Genomic DNA, 20,415 nt, shown 5'->3' on the forward strand with positions numbered 1-20,415 from the left:
TGGTTATTACGGACAATCGTTGAAGCTTAATGGGACGGTTCCAATTCAACCACTAAGGCAATGTGCCTATAATGAAGTGCTGCCTTATCATGGTTTGATACCCACCGGTAAGGGCATCAGATTAAATGGTCCCAGTTTTGGTAAAACGCCCTCCTACCCATTTTCTGTTCAAATTCACGGAATATTTAGGTTTTGTTGACTTCATAGTCATCAGGAAAATATTTGGCATTATTTCATTCCCTTTAGTAAGTGATCGGTATTGCCCGTCATTTCCCAATGTCCCATTGATATGGGAATGTTGCCTATGGCATTCAACCGATCGAAAAAATCTTTCATTAAAAATGGTTCTTTTTTCGATTCCTTGAATTTGGCATAATCGGCCATCGCACTTTCCAGTAGATATTTTCCTGTAATGTAACTGCTTCCATATCCAGGTTGGCGCAAATACAGATGCTGTTCAAAAAGTAGTAATTCCTTCTCGGTTTTCATCCATCCTCTTGGGGTATATTCTGAATGAATGCCCCCTGCCTCTTCCATGGTCATTTCATTGGCGTGGGCATAAAGGGAACCCAAACCTCTAGCTGCGCGCTGGGCGATCATGATATAGACCAATTCCCTCGCCCGAGGGTTGTCCTCATACAATCCAGCATGCATAAACATTTCTTCTACAGCTGTAGCTGTACCTTCATTTCGGGAATCAAAAATATTGTAGAGCAAAGGCCCACGGCGAATCTCACTCTTATGAGGCTCACTATCCATACGTGCTAATTCAAACCAATGGTAAAAATGGGAATACAAAGGGCGTTGGTCATAGTGGGCAACTATCCAGAAAAAATTCCGTTTTTCCTTAGGGATGTATTGCCCCAAATGAGGCTCGAGGGCTGGGGCAAAATAATCCTTAACGGTCACCATTTCCCCTTTGTCCAAGAAAGTAAGCAGGCTTTGGGCCGATTTTTCGGCCATCTCAGTGTACATCTCTGGTGAGCTGGCATCCATGAGTTCAGGCAGGTTTCTATTTCTATGTTCCTCCAATTTTAAGGAAGACCAGGCTCTTGCGAGCTCACGTTTTAAAATCATTACCTCATTGTCCCAGGTCAATGGGACCAAATGTACATTTTGCAAGTACCAAGTATAGTTTTCCTTACCTATGCCTGAAGGTCCCGTTTTTGTTCCACTTTCTTTTTCCAGCCAAGCAATCAAACTATCGGTAGATATGAGAGCGGACTTTACAGCAGTTGTCAACTCTTTATTATTTTTAATATCGGGCCAATCCAGTATTTTTTTAAGGTTTTCACTCTGGAATTCGATTTCACGAATACCCGCAATCCAGAGCTCTTTGGCATTTCCGTTCAAGTTTAATTTTGCTTGTTCGTTCAAAGGCGGAATGACTTTGAGGTCACCCAATAATCTTATTTTTTCAGACTTACTCAATGGGAAGTCATAGGTCCATATTTCGGTTGTGGTATGGTGCGTAGGGCCTTCATGTGCAGGCACATCGCTACGAGCCATCCAGAGTGATTTGTAAAAGGCAGGATCCCTGGCCCAAGGACGAAGTATACGATGGTTAAAGTCGTACCCGTTCATTTCGGCCTTCACAAGGTTCCAATCGACCTGTTCTGCCACCGTCCATCCCGTGATGTCCATTGCGAGCAATTTAGACTGAAGTTTTTTAAACGTTGGCCACCGATTTTCAAAAGTGGTCATCGTATAATCCGGGGCTCCTTCTCGAAGCGGGGGTGCCTCAAAAGCACGCCACTCCTTGAATAACCGCAAAAAAGCCTCATAGGTATCGGTGGATTGTATTTGTGTCATACCTGTTTGACCTATTAAAAAGATAAAAATAAGTAAAGGAATTCTAAGAACGGTATTTGAGTTTTTCATAAGGGTCATTTCGTATTTCTATTGGTATGCTGTGATAATGCATATGGCTCAACCAAATATAAGGTTTTAAGGTTTTCCGCCTATTAAAATAGGCGTTGTAATTCCCTATCTTTTGTTGCCCCTTTTGGTTTTATACCAAGAATATGAACAGTGGCCACTTAGAGTGTTTCGGTCATTTTCCCTATGTTGATTTTTTCGCCTTTATGAAAGTTGATTTCCCTAACTACGGTCATATCACCCCATAAATAGCGATGCCCCTTAAGGCTTCGTGTACTTTTTAATCTTTTTTTCAAGGCGCGGAGTTCCGTTTCGGTGGCGTCCCTTCTTTTACCTAAGGTGCCCCATAATCTAAAGGCGGGATATCTGTCAAATCGACCCTGAAAGAGCGATTTCAGCCAAAAAAGTTTACTGCTGTTCACGGCGAGGATGCAAATGGAATTGTTTCTTTTTGCATGTCTGGGCAAGGTGGAAACGAATTTTTCGAAATAAAAACCTGTCCGGTCCTTGTTCAGGAATACCGTGCCTACCGGGGTTACTGTTGGTGTGTTATCCTCATCGACAGATGCTATCGAAACATGCAGGCTTGAACCAAAACTCTGGCTAAAATGCCTCCTTATTGAAGTCCAATTTTCAATCAGATCCATTAATGATCGATTATGAAACCTTTAAAACAATACGATATCGTGCTTTCCCTTTTTCCAAATGTTCCATAGCCTTATTTACCTCTGCCAACGGAAATTCCTCTACCATAGGATATATATTGTGGCGCACACAGAATTCCAACATGGTTCGCGTTAAGGCCGGACTTCCCAAGGGACTTCCACCAACCGTTTTTTCCCCCATGATGAGCGAGAAGGCAGGTATAGCCATGGGTTCCAATACCGCCCCAACCGTATGGAATTTACCTTGTGGACCAAGTGTGGTTAAATATGAATTCCAGTCTAACGTTACGTTGGTAGTGTTCAGGATAAAATCTAAACTACCAGCAATACTTTCCAATTCTTTCGGATCCCTGGAATTTATGACCTTGGTCGCACCCATCGCCAGTATCTGTTCTTTCTTATCAGGGTTAGAACTGAAAGCAATCACTTCACAGCCCCATTTGTTCAGGAATTTTAAGGCCATATGACCCAAGCCCCCAATACCGATGACACCCACTCGGTCCGTGGCCTTTACTCCCGCCAATATAATGGGATTAAAAACAGTAATGCCCCCACAAAGTAAAGGCCCGGCTTTTTTAAGGTCAATGCCTTCTGGTAATGGAATGGCCCATGACCAGTGACCCCTAACCTTATCGGCAAAACCTCCATGGCGCCCAACGATGGTTCCTTCTACGGTATTGCACAAATGATGACTACCATTCATACATTGATGACAATGCATACAGGAAGCGGAATTCCAGCCTAATCCCACTAAATTTCCTGGTTCCAGATTTTTTACTTCACTGCCGACCGCAATAATTTCCCCAACAATTTCATGACCGGGAACAAGGGGATATTGTGTCATGCCCCATTCATTGTTGAGCATACTCAGGTCTGAGTGGCAAATGCCACAATAATGGATTTTGATATCTACCTCTTCGCTCCCTAATTCAGGAAGTTCATAAGTGAATGGTATTAATTTTCCACCTTGTTCCTGGGCAGCATAGGCTTGTACTGTTTTCATGCTTTGATTTTTTATAGTTATTATATCGTTATGAAACAAGATAGTTGAATCTGATGACTAATCGTTTGTAAGGCTAAGTCAAATTCCTATATCCTTACAATAAGTGCACTATAATTTTCGTATCCAGATATTCCGGAACTGGGTCTTGTTGCCATGGTCTTGCAAGGAAATCACATCATCGCCATGGGCATCAGGATACATGTGCAAACCTATATAACTTGTTAAGCCATTGATAGTAACATTATTTTGGACCACCACTCCATTATGCATTACCGTAATTCGGGCCGGGTAATCCAATCGTCCATCTGCTTTAAAACGTGGTGCAGTATAGATAACATCATAGGTGTTCCATTCCAATGGACTTCGCATGGCATTGACCAAAGGAGCATGATCTTTGTAAATACTCCCTGCCTGCCCATTTCGGTATGTACGGCTGTTATAAGAATCCAAAATCTGAAGTTCATAGCGATCTTGAAAGAATACCCCGCTATTGCCTCTACCTTGGCCAACACTTTCCACTTTATCCGGTGCACTGAATTCTAAATGCAATTGGCAGTCCCCAAATTTCATTTTAGTCTGTATAAAACCAGAACCGGGTACTACTTCCATATGATCGTTGTCAACGATTTTCCACGGGGCAGGTTGGTCGGGATCGTTTTTACTTACCCACTGGTCCAAGTTGGAACCATCAAATAAGATAATAGCATCGGAGGGTGCATCTCCCAACACCTTGGCAGGGGTCACTACTGGTACCTCGGGCTCCCAAATCTCAGTCATTTCGGGTTTCATAGGCATGGGTGATACTTCTGGTGGGGTAGTCGGGTAATCCTGTGCTTTGATGGTTGAAGTCATGGCGATAGCCGTTAAACATAGCCAAAGTACTTTTGAATTCATGTGTTTTTGGTATTTAAAACGTGTAATATCAAAGATATCATAAATTATAATAAGATAACATAGAACACTTTTTTAGTTGGTAAGTGGGCTGTTTCTAATCCCGGTATTCCATTGAAGAAACATATCCTTATCTAAGTTGTGGATTGTCCCCTACGTTCTGAAACTTGAATTTGCAAGGGAACGAAGTTGCTTATCTTTAACCCCTGTTAAGTTATAAGGTATTGCAACGACATAATCCTGGACATGCGTGTCCTTGATCATTGTGTAACCTAGCATTATATTTAATCCTATGAAAATGAAAAAGCCCAGTCTAAGTACTATATTCTTTTCGATCTTCATCATTTTGATGATTGTTCCACAGACCCGGATGCCCATTCAAGAGGGTATAAGCAAGATACGGGTCGCCTTATTTTCACCTTCGGCATTGGACGAAGACCAACAAACCCAATTGGAACCCTTTACATATCGATTGATTGCCTTGGATGGTACCCCGGCCGATGTGGAAATAGGAAAGGGAAAAGTGACATTTATAAGTTATTGGGCTACGTGGTGTCCCCCATGTCGGGCTGAACTGCCAAGCATTCAAGAATTGTATACCGATTATGGGCAAATGGTCGATTTTGTGTTGATCACCAATGAGAATCCCGATGTTATTCGGAAGTTTTTAAATAAAAAACAGTTCACCCTTCCGGTGGTACTACCCCAAATGGAAACGCCGGCCGCCTTGTTGGAGCGCACCATACCCACCAATTATGTTATTGATAAAACAGGCAAGGTGGTAATCAAGGAACAAGGTGCTACGGATTGGAGCAGCGATAAAATACGCGAAACCTTGAACCTTTTGATCGGGGCATAGATATTTCGTAAATAAAATGGATCTTCGCAAGCTAGTCGGCTAAGTTTTACTCCGATAAAATGCACATACTTTCGGTAAGGTGTTCTTGGTATTTGTTTCGTTTATCGAGCATTTTTTACACTTTATCCCGATTTCTGTCAGTTATCGAAAAATAAGGGTTTTTGAACGTTTTACAACCCTTGGGGATACGCTCTGCTGCGTTTTTATTATATAAAAACGCAAGTCATGAAAACAATCTTTACTTTACTATTTGTTCTTACGATCGGAGTAACGGCCCAAGCCCAGGATACTAAGTCTGATATTAAGGTAGAAACTGTTGAAATGACAATCGTTGCCTCCACTGCCAATGAGAACAGCGTTGCCCGTTTGTACAAGTTCAAAAATTCCAAAATAAAAAAAGCGTTGTCTTTTACAACAAAAAGAAACAAAGCTAAATTGGCTTAATAGATGATAGGGCTGCCAAAGAAGAAAATAACACGCATCATTTTTTATTGCCTAAGAACAATGACAGGTCTATAAGACCCAACCAGAACCTAGCTATGTTCTTAATTACCTAAGTGATGCTACCTTGATTTGAATATCTTTGCAGGGAGATATTAAGATCTATGAAATTCCGAAGTATACTAACATTACCCATTTTCCTTTTTTTTCATTTTGCATCGTATGCACAATTGGTGAATATCGAAGCGAAGCGCATGCAAACCGATTCCGTCCGTTTTGTTCTAAAAAGTGATATTCTTTTTAATTATACCGATACGAACGAGGCCTACGTACTGAAGTTTGGGTCGAATATCACGACCCAAATTAAATCGAAGGATTTGAACAAAATCTATTTTTTGGTATGGAATTACGATTTGGTGCGTACAGATGAAAAGGATGTTCAAAATTCTTGGTTTCTCCATGCACGGTATAATCAAGAATTATCCGATTTCTTCCGATTGGAGGCCTTCTTACAGAACCAGAACAATACCCAATTGACCATAATCAGCCGAAATCTCATTGGTGCGGGCATTCGCTTTAAACTCATCAACAAAGAAAGAACCAAAGCCTATTTCGGAAATTCGTACATGTACGAGATAGAAAAGTTAAACGGAATCGATCAATGGTTTTACAATCATAGGAACAGTAGTTACCTGTCATTGACCCAATCATTTGAAAAGGCACATCTAGACCTTATTGCTACCCTTTATTTCCAGCCCCTTTACCGTGATCTTGAAAACCATAGGGTCCTGGGTCAATTCAAGGCCGAATTACCTTTAACCAATCATATTGGTCTTACCGCTCTGTATAATTACTTCTATACCGGTTTTTCATCCGATCTACAAAATGATCGTTCCTCAACGATCAACGTAGGTCTTACCTTTAGCATTTAATGGTCCTTGGAATACATGGTTGTTTTTAATACCCAAGAGTTTTGAAGTACACCTCGAATCTTGGTATTTTGCTCTTGGTGTTACGTTTGGTAATATGCGTGATCGTTTTAAGAACCCGTTATACAAGAGGGTGATAAAAAGCATACTGTTTCTTACATTCCAAGAAATGACCAAAAGTCTTTAACTGCCCAATTCAGTAATCTTCTTTTCATATAGTTTTTTACTTTCGACAACAGCTATATTCAGTTCTTGCATAATACCATCGACCCGGCCTTCGATGCTCTTCATTTGGTCGTTGATGTTGTCGAACGAATTCAGGGCGGCAGCTACCTCTAAGGCCTTCACGACTTCTACGGCATCGCCATGCAACAATTTTAATTTATCGATGGCTTTTGACGTATTGGCCAAAGTACCATTATATTTCGTGCGGGCCTTATTGATGGCCTTTGACAACGTTTTTTTTGCCGTTTCATCGCTAAGACTATTGGTTTGGGTTTCCATGGCCGTAAAAAGGTTAGCGGCCTTTTCCTTCAGATCTTCATATTCTTTATTCAGGTTTTCGACACGTTTGTTTACCCGTTCCCAATCTCCATAGACCTTGGCAAATTCCTTATCCTCGTTCTTGGTGTCTTCCAGGGCACTTTTAAGGGCATTGAGTGTTTCCAACCCTTTGTTTACATTCTTATTCGCATTCTCTTTCTTTTTCTCAAAAGACTTTACCTGTGATTTAAACTGTTCTTTTAAACGAATCAGGTCCTCTGGGCTTTTATCCTTCCAACAAGAAATAAACAATAGGGCCATAAGGGCCAATAGGGAAACTTTTTTCATGGTTTAGTGTAACATTGAATTAACGCTAAAATAACGATTTTAGGCAAACCACTATCAAATTTAAAAACACAACGGAATTTATTAGGACAATTTTTACCCGCTTTGGGACAGAAATAACAGGGCTTTATCCTTCGCTACGATTTAAATTGATCGGTATAAGGTAAATTATAGGGAATAAGAAATACAAGGTAATAGGAGGGGTCTTGCCAATCATACTTCGATGCTTTGAATTCTAAACTTTATATCTAATCTTAAATCAACAACAATGAAAAAAGTATTTTTTGGCGTACTCGTATGTATTGCCTGCGCACTCAACGCACAAGAGAGTTATTGGACCAATTACCAAGTAGTGGTAGAACCACAAAATGTGGATGCATTTTATAAATTGACTAATGACTATTTTTCGACCCATAAAACAGAGGGTGTAACCGTCACATTATACGAAAACCATTTTAATGATCCTGGTAATAACTTTACCCATGTCATCGGTTTTTCAGGGTCATTAGATGCCTTGGGTAATATGTACGCGAATGATGGTGGTGATACCTGGGAATTGTACTTGGTTAAATTGAACCAACAAATTAAATCGGGCTTTAGTGCACGCATGGGAACTCGCAAGGCACACACAGGTGACCTAAACCAAAACTACCCTATACAGAAGTATTATATAGTTCATGCGGAGGACGGTGATGCCTGGGACAAAGCATTTACTAAATATATGAATGAAAATACGCCCGGTGGTATGCTAAATATGATGGGCAATATTACGGCTGGAGTATCTTCCGATGGAGAAAATCGTTGGGTGCTTAATGGGTTCAAGGATTTTAAAGGTGCTATGGGAGGCGCCAGTATTCTACGGACTGATGCCCAAAATGCGGCCAATGACAAAGCCTGGAAGACTTTTTTAGAAACCAATGGCGAGTCCCATTTGGTTCGTTCAGGGTTACGTGTGCTCATGGGAAAATGGTAATATCCCCAAAGCTATATCATAGGACCCTTCCAAACGGAGGGGTTTTTTATTTCCAGACCTGTTTCAAACCTGATAAAAATCATATTAATTAGTGGTATGCTGCGGTAATTTCGATATTTTTAAGATTTTATTTCCCATTAGGGTCCAACCAAAATTATAATCTAAAAGAACATTTGGATATGGTAGCAATTAGAAATGAAAAATGTTTGGTCAATAGTATGGTACTACTACGGCTATTTATTGGCTGGCATTTTCTCTATGAAGGCATCATTAAGCTATACAATCCCGACTGGACTTCCTACGGGTATCTTGCTTCGGCCCAAGGCCCTTTCCGTCCCTTTTTTATTTGGATGACCAACGATTCAATGATCGGTATGGCCGACTGGGGCAATAAGATCGCTTTGGTTTTCGTAGGACTAACCTTATTGTTGGGCATTTTTGAAAAGTGGGGCGCCATTGTCGGGGCCTTATTACTGGCCTTGTATTACTTGGCACACCCTTCCTTTCCTTGGGTTGACCAACTCAATGTAGAGGGTAGCTACTGGTTTGTAAACAAAAACTTAATCGAACTTGTTGCTTGTGTGGTCATCTATCAAATGCCTACTTCTCGTTATTTTGGGCTTCAACGCATATTCAGCAAGAAAGAAGTAATGACCCATACAAAATAAAATAGATGAAATGGGACCTTTTCCAATGACAAGTTGAAACGAAAAGGTCACATGTTGAAATACCTTTCACCCTTAAAGCAATAATAATCCACAAATGAAATTTACAAGAAGAGATGCATTAAAAGGTTTAGGTGGTATACCCCTTATGGGAGCCGTTTGGTGGGCGGGGGCCGCCAATACCGTAGCCGAGAAAAAGGAACGTTCCGCTATTTTGGAACAATTGAACATACAACCTTCTTTACCATCGGCCGTTCCCGGTATTGGGGGCAACCCGATACGCATAGGCATCATAGGTTTTGGTATTCGAGGTGAACAGCTCTGCCGTGCCTTAGGTTTTGCCACCAACGAATGGAAAGAGGAAATGCGTTTGGCCGCTGAGGAAGATCCCAAGCATACCGCCTTGGCCGATTTTGAGGCTCAAGACAAGCTCAATGTACAATTAGCAGGGATCTGCGACATATTCGATTATCAGGCGAACAAGGCATTAAATTCTTTCAACACTCCCGATAACAAAATGGAGCGCTTTAGAACTTTTCAGGAGATGAATCGTTCGGGTAAGGTCGATGCGGTGGTCATTGCGACACCGGATCATTGGCATGCCCCAATGGCCATCGATGCCTTAGAAAACAATATTCATGTGTATCTTGAAAAGCCAATGACACATACTGTGGAGGAAACCTATCGTTTACGGGAAGCGGCCCGAAATTCAAAAGCTGTTTTTCAGTTAGGGCACCAACACCGACAGACCTTGAGTTTTCAAACGGCCAAGGATATTATTCAAAAAGGGACGATTGGCCATGTGTCCCTGATACAGACCAATACCAATAGAAATGACGATAATGGGGCCTGGATGTATGATATTCACCCCGATGCGAGCCCTCAAACCATAGATTGGGATATGTTCTTAGGTTCGGCACCCAAAGTGCCTTTCAATAAAAACCATTTCTTTAGATGGCGAAAATGGTGGTCTTATGGTTCCGGACTTTCAGGTGATCTGCTATCCCATGATTACGACCGTTTAAACTGTGTCTTGAATATGGGGATCCCCGATTCGGTAATGGCTTCTGGCGGTATTTATACCCACAGGGATGGACGCAATGTACCCGATGTTTTGCAAGTGAATATGGAGTACCCCAATTTTAATACCGGAAGCAGTCAGCCCAAAGGAAAGGAAAAAGGGATGACCTTTGTCTATAGTGCTACCTTGGGCAACGGTTTTAACCGCCCAACCATATTAATGGGTCATGATGGAACCCTTGAATTGGGGAACCAATTGACAATATGGCCCGATGGCGGTTCAACACGCTATACCGATATGATCGAAGCCAAAAAAATGAATCCTGGAGTACCCATATACCAGTACAATCCTGGAGCTTCAACCCCAGATGGAGTTGCCTCGGCCACATCCCAGTACTTTGCCGATAAGGGTTTAATGTGGACGTATATTAACGGTGCCCGTGTAGATTCAACATTCCTGCATATGCGCGAATGGTTAAGTAGTGCGCGTAATGGGGGCAAGGTGAGTTGTGGAATACAAGAAGGTTTTGAAGAAGCAATTTCATCGCATATGGCGGGACTTTCCTATAAATTGGGAAGACGTATCGAATGGGATTCCGAGCAGGAACAACTAAAACCTATTGAAGGTATTGATTTTGATGAAGCGTTACTTGCTTCGATGTAGAAGGCAGGTAAATTTATTATGATTTTTGTTAGATTGAATAATGGCGGGCCTTTGTGCCCGCTATTGTTTTACTGGTATAAGGTGGCGGTTGCCAATACAGCAAGCCAAGTGTTACTTACCTATTCGATTGTTATGACTGTATTCATGATTCATAATTAATCGAATTGATTCGGGTACCTGATATTCTTAATTATATCGTTGTTTGTTTGTTTTGTAGCATTTCCTTAGGTAACCTAATACTATTGACCAATTACAAAGGGCTGGCTTCCCACCCTATTATCCCATCATGAATTTAGGCATCCTTAATAAAATCGATTTAGATTATGAATTTAAAAAATATAGAGCCTAAAACTGATAAATATCATATTTAAACCTAGCAATCAAACGTACTTTTGAGTAATTTATAATACTAACGTCATGCAAGTCAAGAAGAACCCAAGTGCAGATTTAAATCGAAATAGTGGCCTCTACTTCGTCATTGGCTTAACCCTTGTCCTTTTTCTTACCTGGAGGGCTTTGGAATATAAATCCTATCCTAAACAGGATAAGATTGTGGAAATGATGAATGTAGTTGAGGATCTGAAAGAAGATGTGCCCATTACAGAACAGATCAAAACCCCACCACCACCACCACCTCCATCAGCACCTGAGATAATAGAAATCGTCGAGGATGCCGCGGAAATCGAGGAGACAGTCATCGAGAGCACCGAATCTAGCCAAGAACAAATCATCGAAGAGGTTGTTGAGGTCGATGATGTTGAGGTTGGAGAAGAAGAGGAAGAGATTTCAGTGCCTTTTGCGATTATCGAAAATGTACCAATTTTTCCTGGTTGTGAAAGCGCAAAGGGAAATGCAGAACGCAAGGCATGTTTCCAACAAAAAATACAGGATCATATTATAAAGGAGTTCAGATATCCGCAAATAGCCGCAGAAATGGGTATTCAAGGTAGGGTATTTGTGCAATTTGCCATAAACTCCAAAGGGCTTATAGATGGTATTAGAACCCGGGGTCCAGACCCAGGATTGGAAAAAGAAGCCGCAAGAATCGTAGCTTCCTTGCCAAAAATGACCCCTGGAATGCAGCGGGGTAGAGCGGTTACCGTTCCTTACAGCATTCCTGTAAACTTTAAATTGGCAAGTCAGTAAGAAATAAATTATTAAAAGTTCCCCCTAAACAATACGGACCTGTTGGAAGTGTCAATGGTCGACAGCTTTTTTATACTCGATTAATTTTTGAGGCCCTTCCAGCAGTATTCGTACAATTTGCAAAGTGCCATCATCCTTGGTGGCAATTTGCCATTTAATAAGGGAGATGGTTCCATTTTCTATTTCAATCCCCGTAATGCTACGTGGATGTACACAGCTACCATCATTGAAAAAAGGAATATCACCCGGCTCTGGAAAGCGGGGTCTGTGGGTGTGACCCACAATGGTGATAATCAACTCGTTGTTTAGAATCCACTTTTTAATTCGCCTTTCGACCTTTATCAATTCTTTATAGTTCTTTGCCGGACTCGTAGGGTCCGCAATTCCCCAAACCTGGAGGGGTTGCCATAAAACGCGAACCAGAAAACGGCCCCAACGCCAGAATGTATAATTCCACCAATCGGCCTGGTGCCCATGGGTTAAAAAGAGTTCTTGTTGGGTGTCTTTATGCTTTAAGATCAGGCCTTCATGATAGGTAATTCCCTCAAAAAGTTCTTTATCCTTATTGTCTATGGGCTCAAAGTAACTTGAAAGATGTTTTTTGACATAAGCTTCGTCTTTGTAGACCATATCATGGTTACCCCATAGCATGTGCAATCGATTTTCAAGATGGAATTGTCGAAGCAATTGAAAAACATTTTTATGCGCTTCAAAAATGGGTTCAAAGGATCGGTTCTCCCATAGCTCATCCCCATCACCGATCTCGCAATATTCGAAACCGTTGTTGTAATAGTGCTTTAAAGCATGGAAATATATATTTCTATTGTTGGCGAAATCATCGGCAAAACTATTATCGCCCCTATGGCAATCGCTAAATAGGATAAACTTTGAACTATCGTCAAATGCAACCACTTTGGCATTCTCATATGCTCTTGATAACCTGAAATTCGACGACATATCCAAAATTTCTATAAATATCTTTAAAAAACAGGGAATACCAAGGATAGGGGATGATAAAAAGTTTTGAAGTATTTTGTAATTTTATAGGTTCAATAGAGACTAAAGCCTGCGTATGGAACAACATTACCAAGATGAATTTCCCTTAGACCGCCTGATAAGCTTTCATAAAGTGCTGGAAGTTTATGATCGCATGGCCAAAAGTGAAGATAAGTTTGTTGCCCAAAAAGCGAAATATGTCTTGGAGGCCCAAGCACCTTATCCAGAGCTAAGGGATGGTTTTAAAGACCTTACCCTACTAAAAAAGCATGAGGGCGTTATTAATATCATTTTGCAGGATTCGTTCTCCGAAGTATTAACCAACAACGAGATCAAAGTTGGTTCCTTACCTTATTATGATGTTATTTTCAATGCTTCAGAGCGGTTTAAGAGAATACTTGCAGCCGCTGGTGATGATTTCGAGTTGAAGGTACGGGGAGGCACAGATGACCTTACCTATATTATGGGTTGTACCATAATCCTAAGTTTTTATTATGGTTTCAATCTGGATTTTAAACGTCCACTTTTTTACGATATCCCTGATGAAAATGGGGTAATGAAGCATTATCGCATTCTTTATAATGCCGATTTCATGGAATTGATCCCTACCGATAAGGCTAAGGATTTGACTCAAGAAGATGTAGATGAGTTGCTCGAGAATTTTGATGATATCGAAGTTTGGAAAGAAAAAATCCCTCCCGCAAGTTTTATCGCCAAAGGATTTGTAATATCGAATATGTTCGACGCCACAACCGAACATGCCATATCAGAGATTAAATCGAGCCTTATTTCCAATGATAAAAGGTCAAGTGACAGTTTTATCACGAATCTGCAAGATGTTTTCAGGTCTTTCTTTAATATTAAGGATATCAAGGTAGGTTTTGTGACCTATAATTCTGACAAGGACAAGTTTGAAAGGGTACATGGAAAAGAAATGGCAAGTTACCTACTTCAGGATAAGGAAATGGAATCCTGTAACGAGACCCTTTGCCCACGTTCGTATAGCAAATTACTGGATCAACACCATTATTTTGCGATTGCGAATGTGGAGAAGTTTTATAATTTATGTGAAGGGCAACCACCCTATAAAGGCCTAAAGAAGCAGGGGATTAAAAGTGCCATTTTCGCACCAATTTCCACAGATGGAAAACTTTTGGGTATTTTGGAGTTGGTTTCCACAAAGGTGAATGCCTTAAACAGTGTAAATGCCCAAAAACTGGAGCATATAATGCCGTATATCGTTTCTGCCGTATTGCGTTCAGCAGCTGAAGAGGCAAATTTAATAGATGCTATAATCCAAAATGAATGTACCACGGTACATTCATCGGTTTATTGGAAATTCAAAGAAGAGGCGAAACGTTTTATTGGGGATGGATTGGATGGGAAACAGGCTTCCTTTAATGAAATAGTATTCAAGGATGTACACCCCTTATATGGGCAAATAGACATCAAGGATTCTTCAAAGGCTAGGAATTCAGCCATACAAAAGGATCTCATTGTTCAACTATCGACCATCCGTAAGATAATCACAATGGCTTTGGAAAAGCAAGAATTACCCATATATGAAGAGTTGGCTTTCCGGGTAAACAATCTACTTGAAGAAATCGAAGAAACCTTGAACACCAATAGCGAACAGGCGATATTTGATTTTGTAAAGGAAGAAGTTCTACCGGTTTTTGAACACTTAAAAAGTTTAGATGGGCGTCTAAAAAAGATGATTATGGCCTATGAGGAGATGATTGATAGCACAACCGAATCGCATTACAACCATCGTAGAAATTATGATGACAGCGTAATGGCCATTAACAAAAAGCTAGCGGCGGTCATCGATAAGAAACAGGAAGATGCCCAAGCGATGTTCCCACATTATTTTGAGCGTTATAAAACCGATGGGGTTGAACATAACATGTATATAGGCCAATCTATTGCTGGTGCATTGCCTTTCAATACCTTGTATTTGAACAATCTGCGATTATGGCAATTGCAGGTAATGTGCGAGATGGAAAATGCCCACTACGGGCTAAAATCAAGATTACCCATTGCCTTGGATGTGGCTTCGCTTTTATTGGTTTATAGTACTTCATTATCCATACGTTTCCGTATGGACGAAAAACGGTTTGATGTAGACGGGACCTATAATGCCCGCTATGAGGTGATTAAAAAACGCATCGATAAATCCTTTATCAAAGGTACCAATGAACGTTTGACCCAAACGGGAAAACTTTCCATCGTATATTCACAAAAGAAGGAAGAATTGGAATATCTTAGGTATATCAGCTTTCTAAAATCAAAAGGTTATTTTACAAATAATATTGAAATCGTTGAATTGGAGGGATTACAAGGTGTCACCGGGCTTAAAGCAATTCGGGCTGAAATACTTTACAAAAAAGATGAGGAACCCCAAAAAACTTTTACTTACGATGATTTAATGGAGGAGCTAAACGCTTAATCCTTATTATTTATTTGTGCAGGCCATACATTTGAAAAGCGACAGCAAAGGCTATGACCGAAAGAACGGTACCTATAATAAAAATGGTGTAGGTCCATCGCAATATCTTGTATTTTCGGTTCAAGACCAATCCTAAGTAATACAAATCCTTGGTTAAGCTCGAGTAGATATAATCCTTATCTTTTACGAGTTCATTGATGGCCCATTCGTATTCCGATAATTTCATTTTATGGAAATTTCCAAAGAACAAGAGGTTCACTTTTTTGTTCTTTACATCTTCCTTGGTGAATTCACCACTGGTAACATTAGGTCTTGTAGCCAATACCGCCAGAATCATAGATACTACCGCGAAGATGACAAAAATGATCGTGGGCACGATCAAATATTGATTAGAAGGGTTGTCGAGTTTGGGAATAAGGTTCGATAACGCCAAGGAAATAATGATGGCATTGACCGATAGTAGAATATTCGCTTTGGTATCGGCAATATCACTCAAGGTCAAATGGTTCCTTAAAGTCACCCTAAATAGGGTTTGAATACCACGATCTGGACTTTCACTTTTATATTTCGCTTTAAGGGCTTCTTTTTTAGTAATGGTCTTTATCGATTTATACTCTTTTTTAAGTTTTTTTAGGTTTTTATCCTTCCCAGGTTGCCAGTGTTCTTTGGCGTATTCGGTCTTATAATCATGTTCTACTTCAAACATTTTGATATTGGTCCTTAACCAATCTTTCTGTGAATATTTGGCAATGTTCAATAGTGCGAGTTCCTCCCGCAATAATTCACAGGTTTCCATATAACTGTTTTGGGCGAAATGGGAGGCATCGGCATCCCGAAGAATTTCTTCCTTTAAGTTTGTAGGCTTATGGTATCTTTTTGTGGCCAGAATAAGGTCAAGGACTTCTTGGGTTCGCTTCTTGTCGTACCCTTCTTTTGAAAGGAATTCCTTGGCAATTGAGACACTCTTTTCCTCATGGTCGGTACTTCCTTGGGTATAGCCGGTATCATGCAACCAAGCCGCTAAAATCAAAGGCTCACTCTCCTGGACTTCAAGGTGAAGGGAATCTAGGATTTCTTTAGTACTTTTAACTACACGTCGGGTATGTGTCAGATTATGGTATAAATATTTATTGTCCAATGATTGGGACAGTAATTCAGTAACAAAAGATTTAGTTTTCTCTATTATTTCCGACATATATAATGTTTTACATATACACCAAATTACAAAATTTAGATTTTACTTGATTCCATATGCGCGAATATTACTTACTGATTTTATTATTATTGTTTTTAACTAGCAGTTGCGCTACGTACAAGTCCAAATATGCAGATGAAACTGCTAGTAAGGATATACCCACAACAAAATCAGTTTCCCATACTTTTTATTTGATAGGGGATGCCGGAAAGTCACCCATGGGTGAAATGAACCAAGCTTTAAAGGCCTTTAAGAAAAGACTGGATCAAGCAAAAGAAAATAGTACGGCCATATTCTTGGGTGACAATATCTACCCTGCAGGGATGCCGGATAAGAAAGATTCTACAGCCGCCTATTTGGAGGCCAAGAATAATATTATGGCCCAGTTGAATACTCTTGGGAATTTTAAGGGGAATCCCATTTTTATTCCAGGTAATCATGATTGGTATAATGAAGGTATTTTAGGCTTGGAAAGACAACAAAAGTTTATTGAAAAGAATCTTGATAGTAAGAAGGTATTCTTTCCAAAAAATGGTTGTGCCCTACAAAAAATAGAAATTAATGATCATGTTGTGGTCATTGCCATTGATACTAAATGGTACCTTGCCAATTGGGACAAAAACCCTACGATAAACGATGATTGCGAAATAAAGGATAGGGAAAAGTTTTTTGAGGAGTTGGAAGGGTTGATAAAAAAGAATACAGATAAGACCACCCTCATCGCCTTACACCATCCAATGTTCAGTTATGGTCAACATGGCGGACAGTTCTCCATGAAAAGACAATTGTACCCAACTGGTCGTAAATTGCCATTACCCATCATTGGCAGTTTGATCAATGTTTTACGCAAAACAACGGGAGCTTCGCCCGAAGACTTGAACAATAAGAAGTATCGCGAATTAAGAAAACGAATCGTTACACTGGCACAAAACTCTGAGAAAGTGATTTTGGCTTCTGGGCACGAGCATACGCTTCAATACATCGTCGAAGATAATACACCTCAAATCGTTAGTGGCGCGGGGGCCAAGGAAGGTGCCACCAGATTAATTAACGGGAGTAAATTCTCTTCAGGTAGAATGGGCTATGCCATTTTAGAGGTCTATACCGATGGTTCCTCAAGGATTAGATTTTATGGTATTGGAGCTAATGGGGAAGAAGAGTTTATTTTTACCACCAAGGTGTTGTCTGGGCAAAAAGACATCTCGTCAATAGAATACCCCAAAACGTTTCCAGCGGAGGTAAAAGCTTCGGTCTATACCGATGAAGAGGTTGATAAAAGCAAATTTTTCAAAACCATATGGGGCGATAGGTACCGAGATATTTACGCAAAAAAAGTAAGTGCATTAACCGTAGATCTAGATACGCTGTTAGGGGGCCTAAAGGTAGTTCGTAAAGGGGGAGGACACCAATCTAGGTCACTGAGGTTGGTCGACAGTGAAGGTAGGGAATTTGTAATGCGGGCCCTCAGGAAGAGTGCCGAGATATATTTGCAAGCCATGGCTTTTAAAGAGCAATATATTGTCGGTGAATTTAAGGATACCTATACCGAAAACCTATTGGAAGATTTTTATACCGGATCCCATCCATACGCTGCCTTGACCGTTGGAACCATGTCAGATGCCGTAGGTATTTACCATACAAATCCGAAACTTTATTACATTCCCAAACAGAACGCGCTTTTGGGCTTTGATGATGAGTTTGGGGATGAACTCTATATGATTGAAGAACGCACCGATAGTGGACATGGAAATCAAAAAAGTTTTGGTTATTCGAATACCATGGATAGTACGGATGACATGCTTACAAAACTTAGAAAGGACGAAAAATATAAAGTAGATCAGGAAGCTTATATCAAAGCGCGTTTGTTCGATATGATGATTGGGGATTGGGATCGGCATACCGACCAATGGCGTTGGGCCCAGTTCGAAGATATTGAAAAGGGAAAGATTATTTATAGACCAGTACCGAGAGATAGAGACCAGGTGTTTTCGATTATGGGCGATGGCCCCTTAATGGATATCCTTACACGGATTATTCCAGGACTCACGTTATTGGAAGGCTTTAACGAGGAAATACGAAGTATAAAAGGATTTAACGGATCCCCAAGGACCTATGCTCTCGATATGACTCTTTTGACTGAGACCACTTGGGATCAATGGCAGCAACAGGCCTTAGCCATTCAAAATAATATAACCGAAGCGGTAATAGATGAGGCCTTCAAGGCTTTGCCAGAAGAGGTTCGTGATGAGACTATGGCGAATATTAAAAAGGTGTTATTAATGCGAAAGGATGATCTACAAAAAACCGCAAAGGAATATTATAGGCTACTTAATAAATATGCCATAGTAACCGGTACCGATAAAGATGATTTCTTCTCCATTTCCCAAATGTCGAATGGTGACCTCCAAGTTGTTGGGCAGCGAATAAAAAAAGGGGATAAGGCCGATGAATTTTTCAAAAAGACCTTTGACCCCAAAATTACCAAAGAGATTTGGATTTATGGCTTAGATGATGATGACCAATTTGAGGTGCAAGGAAAAAAGGGACAAATAAGATTGCGATTGTTGGGAGGCCAAAATAATGATATATACGATGTGCAAAATAGCAAAGGCGTATTCATTTATGACCAAAAAGCAAAAAAGAACACGGTTAAAAAGCTTTCATCCGCGAAATTACGGTTATCCAATGAGTATGAGACCAATACGTATCAACCCATAAAATATAAGTCGAGTTCCAATCAGATAATACCTTCTATAGGATCTAATCCCGATGACGGATTTAAAATCGGGTTTACTGATGTATACACCTTTAATGGGTTCCGTCAGCATCCATTCACAAGCCAACATACCATAGCTGCTGCTTATTACTTTGCAACCAATGGATTTGATTTAGGATATAGGGGCGAGTTTTCCGGAGCTGTTGGTAAAGCCAATTTTCTCTTGGATACACGATTTACAAGCCCTAATTACAGCATTAATTTCTTTGGCTGGGGCAATGAAACCGAAAATTTAGATGCTACTTTGGGCAAGGATTACAACCGTGTAAAACTGCAGACGATAACACTGAACCCTTCTCTGATTTGGCGCGGTGATCTGGGGGCAAGATTGCGAATAGGATTGAATTTTGAAAGCGTTGAGGTCGAAGAAACGGATGCAAGGTTTATCAATACTTTCTATGTGGCCAGTGGTGAAGAGAATCAAAAAAGTTTTATTGGAGCCGATATCGCATATTCCTTTTCAAATAGCGATAACATAGCCTACCCCACAATGGGCATGGCTACCTCTTTACATATTGGCTATAAAACCAATATGGGTGATGGGAAACAAAACTATGGTTATATCATTCCTAGTTTGTCTTTTGATTATCAGTTGGTGCCCAGCGGTAAATTGGTGCTTGGGACAAAATGGAAGGCACATTTTAATTTAGGCGATGGTTACGAATTTTACCAAGCTGCTAGCATTGGTGGATTGGATGGTTTGCGTGGTTATAGGAACCAACGGTTTTCAGGCAAAAAATCGTTTTACCAAAACACGGATTTAAGGTATAGTTTTAAACGGGTGAAAACAGGATTTTTGCCAGTTAACATGGGTATTTATGGGGGTTATGATTATGGTCGGGTTTGGACACCGGAAATGGATTCCGATACATGGCACACTTCCTATGGCGGCGGCTTTTTCTTAAATGCGGCCGATTTGATGTCGTTGAACTTCGCTTTATTTGATAGTGTGGATGGACTCCGTTTTACTTTTGGAATGGGCTTCGGATTTTAACATCCTATATTGAGATATTATAAATAAAGGTTTATACGGTGCT

Annotated in this window: 16 protein-coding genes; 9 read left to right on the forward strand and 7 right to left on the reverse strand. The window is 40.4% G+C overall.

Features of this window, described 5'->3' with window-relative positions; genetic code table 11:
• Positions 1–228: 228 nt before the first annotated feature.
• The 4 genes from HPE63_RS12885 to HPE63_RS12900 all read right to left on the reverse strand — a co-directional run bounded on the left by HPE63_RS12885 (position 229) and on the right by HPE63_RS12900 (position 4,440).
• Positions 229–1,881 carry a hypothetical protein gene (locus tag HPE63_RS12885; RefSeq protein ID WP_188314676.1) on the reverse strand — a complete coding sequence of 551 codons (1,653 nt, stop codon included), beginning with the start codon at positions 1,879–1,881 and terminating at the stop codon, positions 229–231.
• Positions 1,882–2,039: 158 nt separating this feature from the next.
• On the reverse strand, positions 2,040–2,525 hold the full coding sequence (locus HPE63_RS12890; RefSeq protein WP_188314677.1) for a pyridoxamine 5'-phosphate oxidase family protein: 486 nt from the start codon (positions 2,523–2,525) through the stop codon (positions 2,040–2,042).
• Positions 2,526–2,535: 10 nt separating this feature from the next.
• Positions 2,536–3,546: an NADPH-dependent aldehyde reductase Ahr gene (gene ahr / locus HPE63_RS12895; RefSeq protein WP_188314678.1), complete on the reverse strand. Its 1,011-nt coding sequence runs from the start codon at positions 3,544–3,546 to the stop codon at positions 2,536–2,538.
• A gap of 108 nt (positions 3,547–3,654) precedes the next feature.
• Positions 3,655–4,440, reverse strand: a complete 786-nt coding sequence (locus tag HPE63_RS12900; protein WP_188314679.1) for a 3-keto-disaccharide hydrolase — start codon at positions 4,438–4,440, stop codon at positions 3,655–3,657.
• A 295-nt stretch (positions 4,441–4,735) separates the two neighbouring features.
• Between HPE63_RS12900 and HPE63_RS12905 the strand changes: the two genes are divergently transcribed.
• The 3 genes from HPE63_RS12905 (at position 4,736) to HPE63_RS12915 (ending at position 6,669) form a co-directional block, all read left to right on the forward strand.
• Complete coding sequence (locus tag HPE63_RS12905; protein WP_188314680.1) at positions 4,736–5,296, forward strand: TlpA family protein disulfide reductase; 561 nt, start codon at positions 4,736–4,738, stop codon at positions 5,294–5,296.
• A gap of 225 nt (positions 5,297–5,521) precedes the next feature.
• Positions 5,522–5,740: a hypothetical protein gene (locus HPE63_RS12910; RefSeq protein ID WP_188314681.1), complete on the forward strand. Its 219-nt coding sequence runs from the start codon at positions 5,522–5,524 to the stop codon at positions 5,738–5,740.
• 161 nt (positions 5,741–5,901) lie between these two features.
• A complete protein-coding gene (locus tag HPE63_RS12915; RefSeq protein WP_188314682.1) occupies positions 5,902–6,669 on the forward strand; it encodes a DUF481 domain-containing protein in 768 nt (255 codons plus the stop codon).
• A 180-nt stretch (positions 6,670–6,849) separates the two neighbouring features.
• Here HPE63_RS12915 and HPE63_RS12920 read toward each other — a convergent pair whose 3' ends face one another.
• Positions 6,850–7,497: a hypothetical protein gene (locus HPE63_RS12920; protein ID WP_188314683.1), complete on the reverse strand. Its 648-nt coding sequence runs from the start codon at positions 7,495–7,497 to the stop codon at positions 6,850–6,852.
• Between the two features lie 265 nt (positions 7,498–7,762).
• On the opposite strand from HPE63_RS12920, the gene HPE63_RS12925 reads away from it, so the two are divergent.
• The 4 genes from HPE63_RS12925 to HPE63_RS12940 all read left to right on the forward strand — a co-directional run bounded on the left by HPE63_RS12925 (position 7,763) and on the right by HPE63_RS12940 (position 11,962).
• Complete coding sequence (locus HPE63_RS12925) at positions 7,763–8,467, forward strand: hypothetical protein (RefSeq protein ID WP_188314684.1); 705 nt, start codon at positions 7,763–7,765, stop codon at positions 8,465–8,467.
• A gap of 179 nt (positions 8,468–8,646) precedes the next feature.
• Positions 8,647–9,135: a DoxX family membrane protein gene (locus HPE63_RS12930; RefSeq protein ID WP_188314685.1), complete on the forward strand. Its 489-nt coding sequence runs from the start codon at positions 8,647–8,649 to the stop codon at positions 9,133–9,135.
• Between the two features lie 94 nt (positions 9,136–9,229).
• Positions 9,230–10,816 (forward strand): Gfo/Idh/MocA family protein, encoded by a 1,587-nt coding sequence (locus HPE63_RS12935; protein WP_188314686.1) that lies wholly within the window; start codon positions 9,230–9,232, stop codon positions 10,814–10,816.
• A gap of 417 nt (positions 10,817–11,233) precedes the next feature.
• On the forward strand, positions 11,234–11,962 hold the full coding sequence (locus tag HPE63_RS12940) for an energy transducer TonB (RefSeq protein WP_188314687.1): 729 nt from the start codon (positions 11,234–11,236) through the stop codon (positions 11,960–11,962).
• Between the two features lie 51 nt (positions 11,963–12,013).
• Here HPE63_RS12940 and HPE63_RS12945 read toward each other — a convergent pair whose 3' ends face one another.
• The gene (locus tag HPE63_RS12945) at positions 12,014–12,919 is read right to left on the reverse strand and encodes a metallophosphoesterase family protein (RefSeq protein WP_188314688.1); all 906 of its coding nucleotides are present in this window, start codon (positions 12,917–12,919) and stop codon (positions 12,014–12,016) included.
• Between the two features lie 115 nt (positions 12,920–13,034).
• Between HPE63_RS12945 and HPE63_RS12950 the strand changes: the two genes are divergently transcribed.
• On the forward strand, positions 13,035–15,407 hold the full coding sequence (locus tag HPE63_RS12950; protein ID WP_188314689.1) for a GAF domain-containing protein: 2,373 nt from the start codon (positions 13,035–13,037) through the stop codon (positions 15,405–15,407).
• A 10-nt stretch (positions 15,408–15,417) separates the two neighbouring features.
• Here HPE63_RS12950 and HPE63_RS12955 read toward each other — a convergent pair whose 3' ends face one another.
• Positions 15,418–16,602, reverse strand: a complete 1,185-nt coding sequence (locus tag HPE63_RS12955) for a Pycsar system effector family protein (protein ID WP_188314690.1) — start codon at positions 16,600–16,602, stop codon at positions 15,418–15,420.
• Positions 16,603–16,658: 56 nt separating this feature from the next.
• Here HPE63_RS12955 and HPE63_RS12960 point away from each other — a divergent pair, with 56 nt between their 5' ends.
• On the forward strand, positions 16,659–20,372 hold the full coding sequence (locus HPE63_RS12960) for a metallophosphoesterase (RefSeq protein ID WP_188314691.1): 3,714 nt from the start codon (positions 16,659–16,661) through the stop codon (positions 20,370–20,372).
• The last annotated feature ends 43 nt before the right edge of the window (positions 20,373–20,415 follow it).

The sequence above is a fragment of the Maribacter arenosus genome (assembly GCF_014610845.1).
Taxonomy (GTDB): Bacteria; Bacteroidota; Bacteroidia; order Flavobacteriales; family Flavobacteriaceae; genus Maribacter_A; species Maribacter_A arenosus.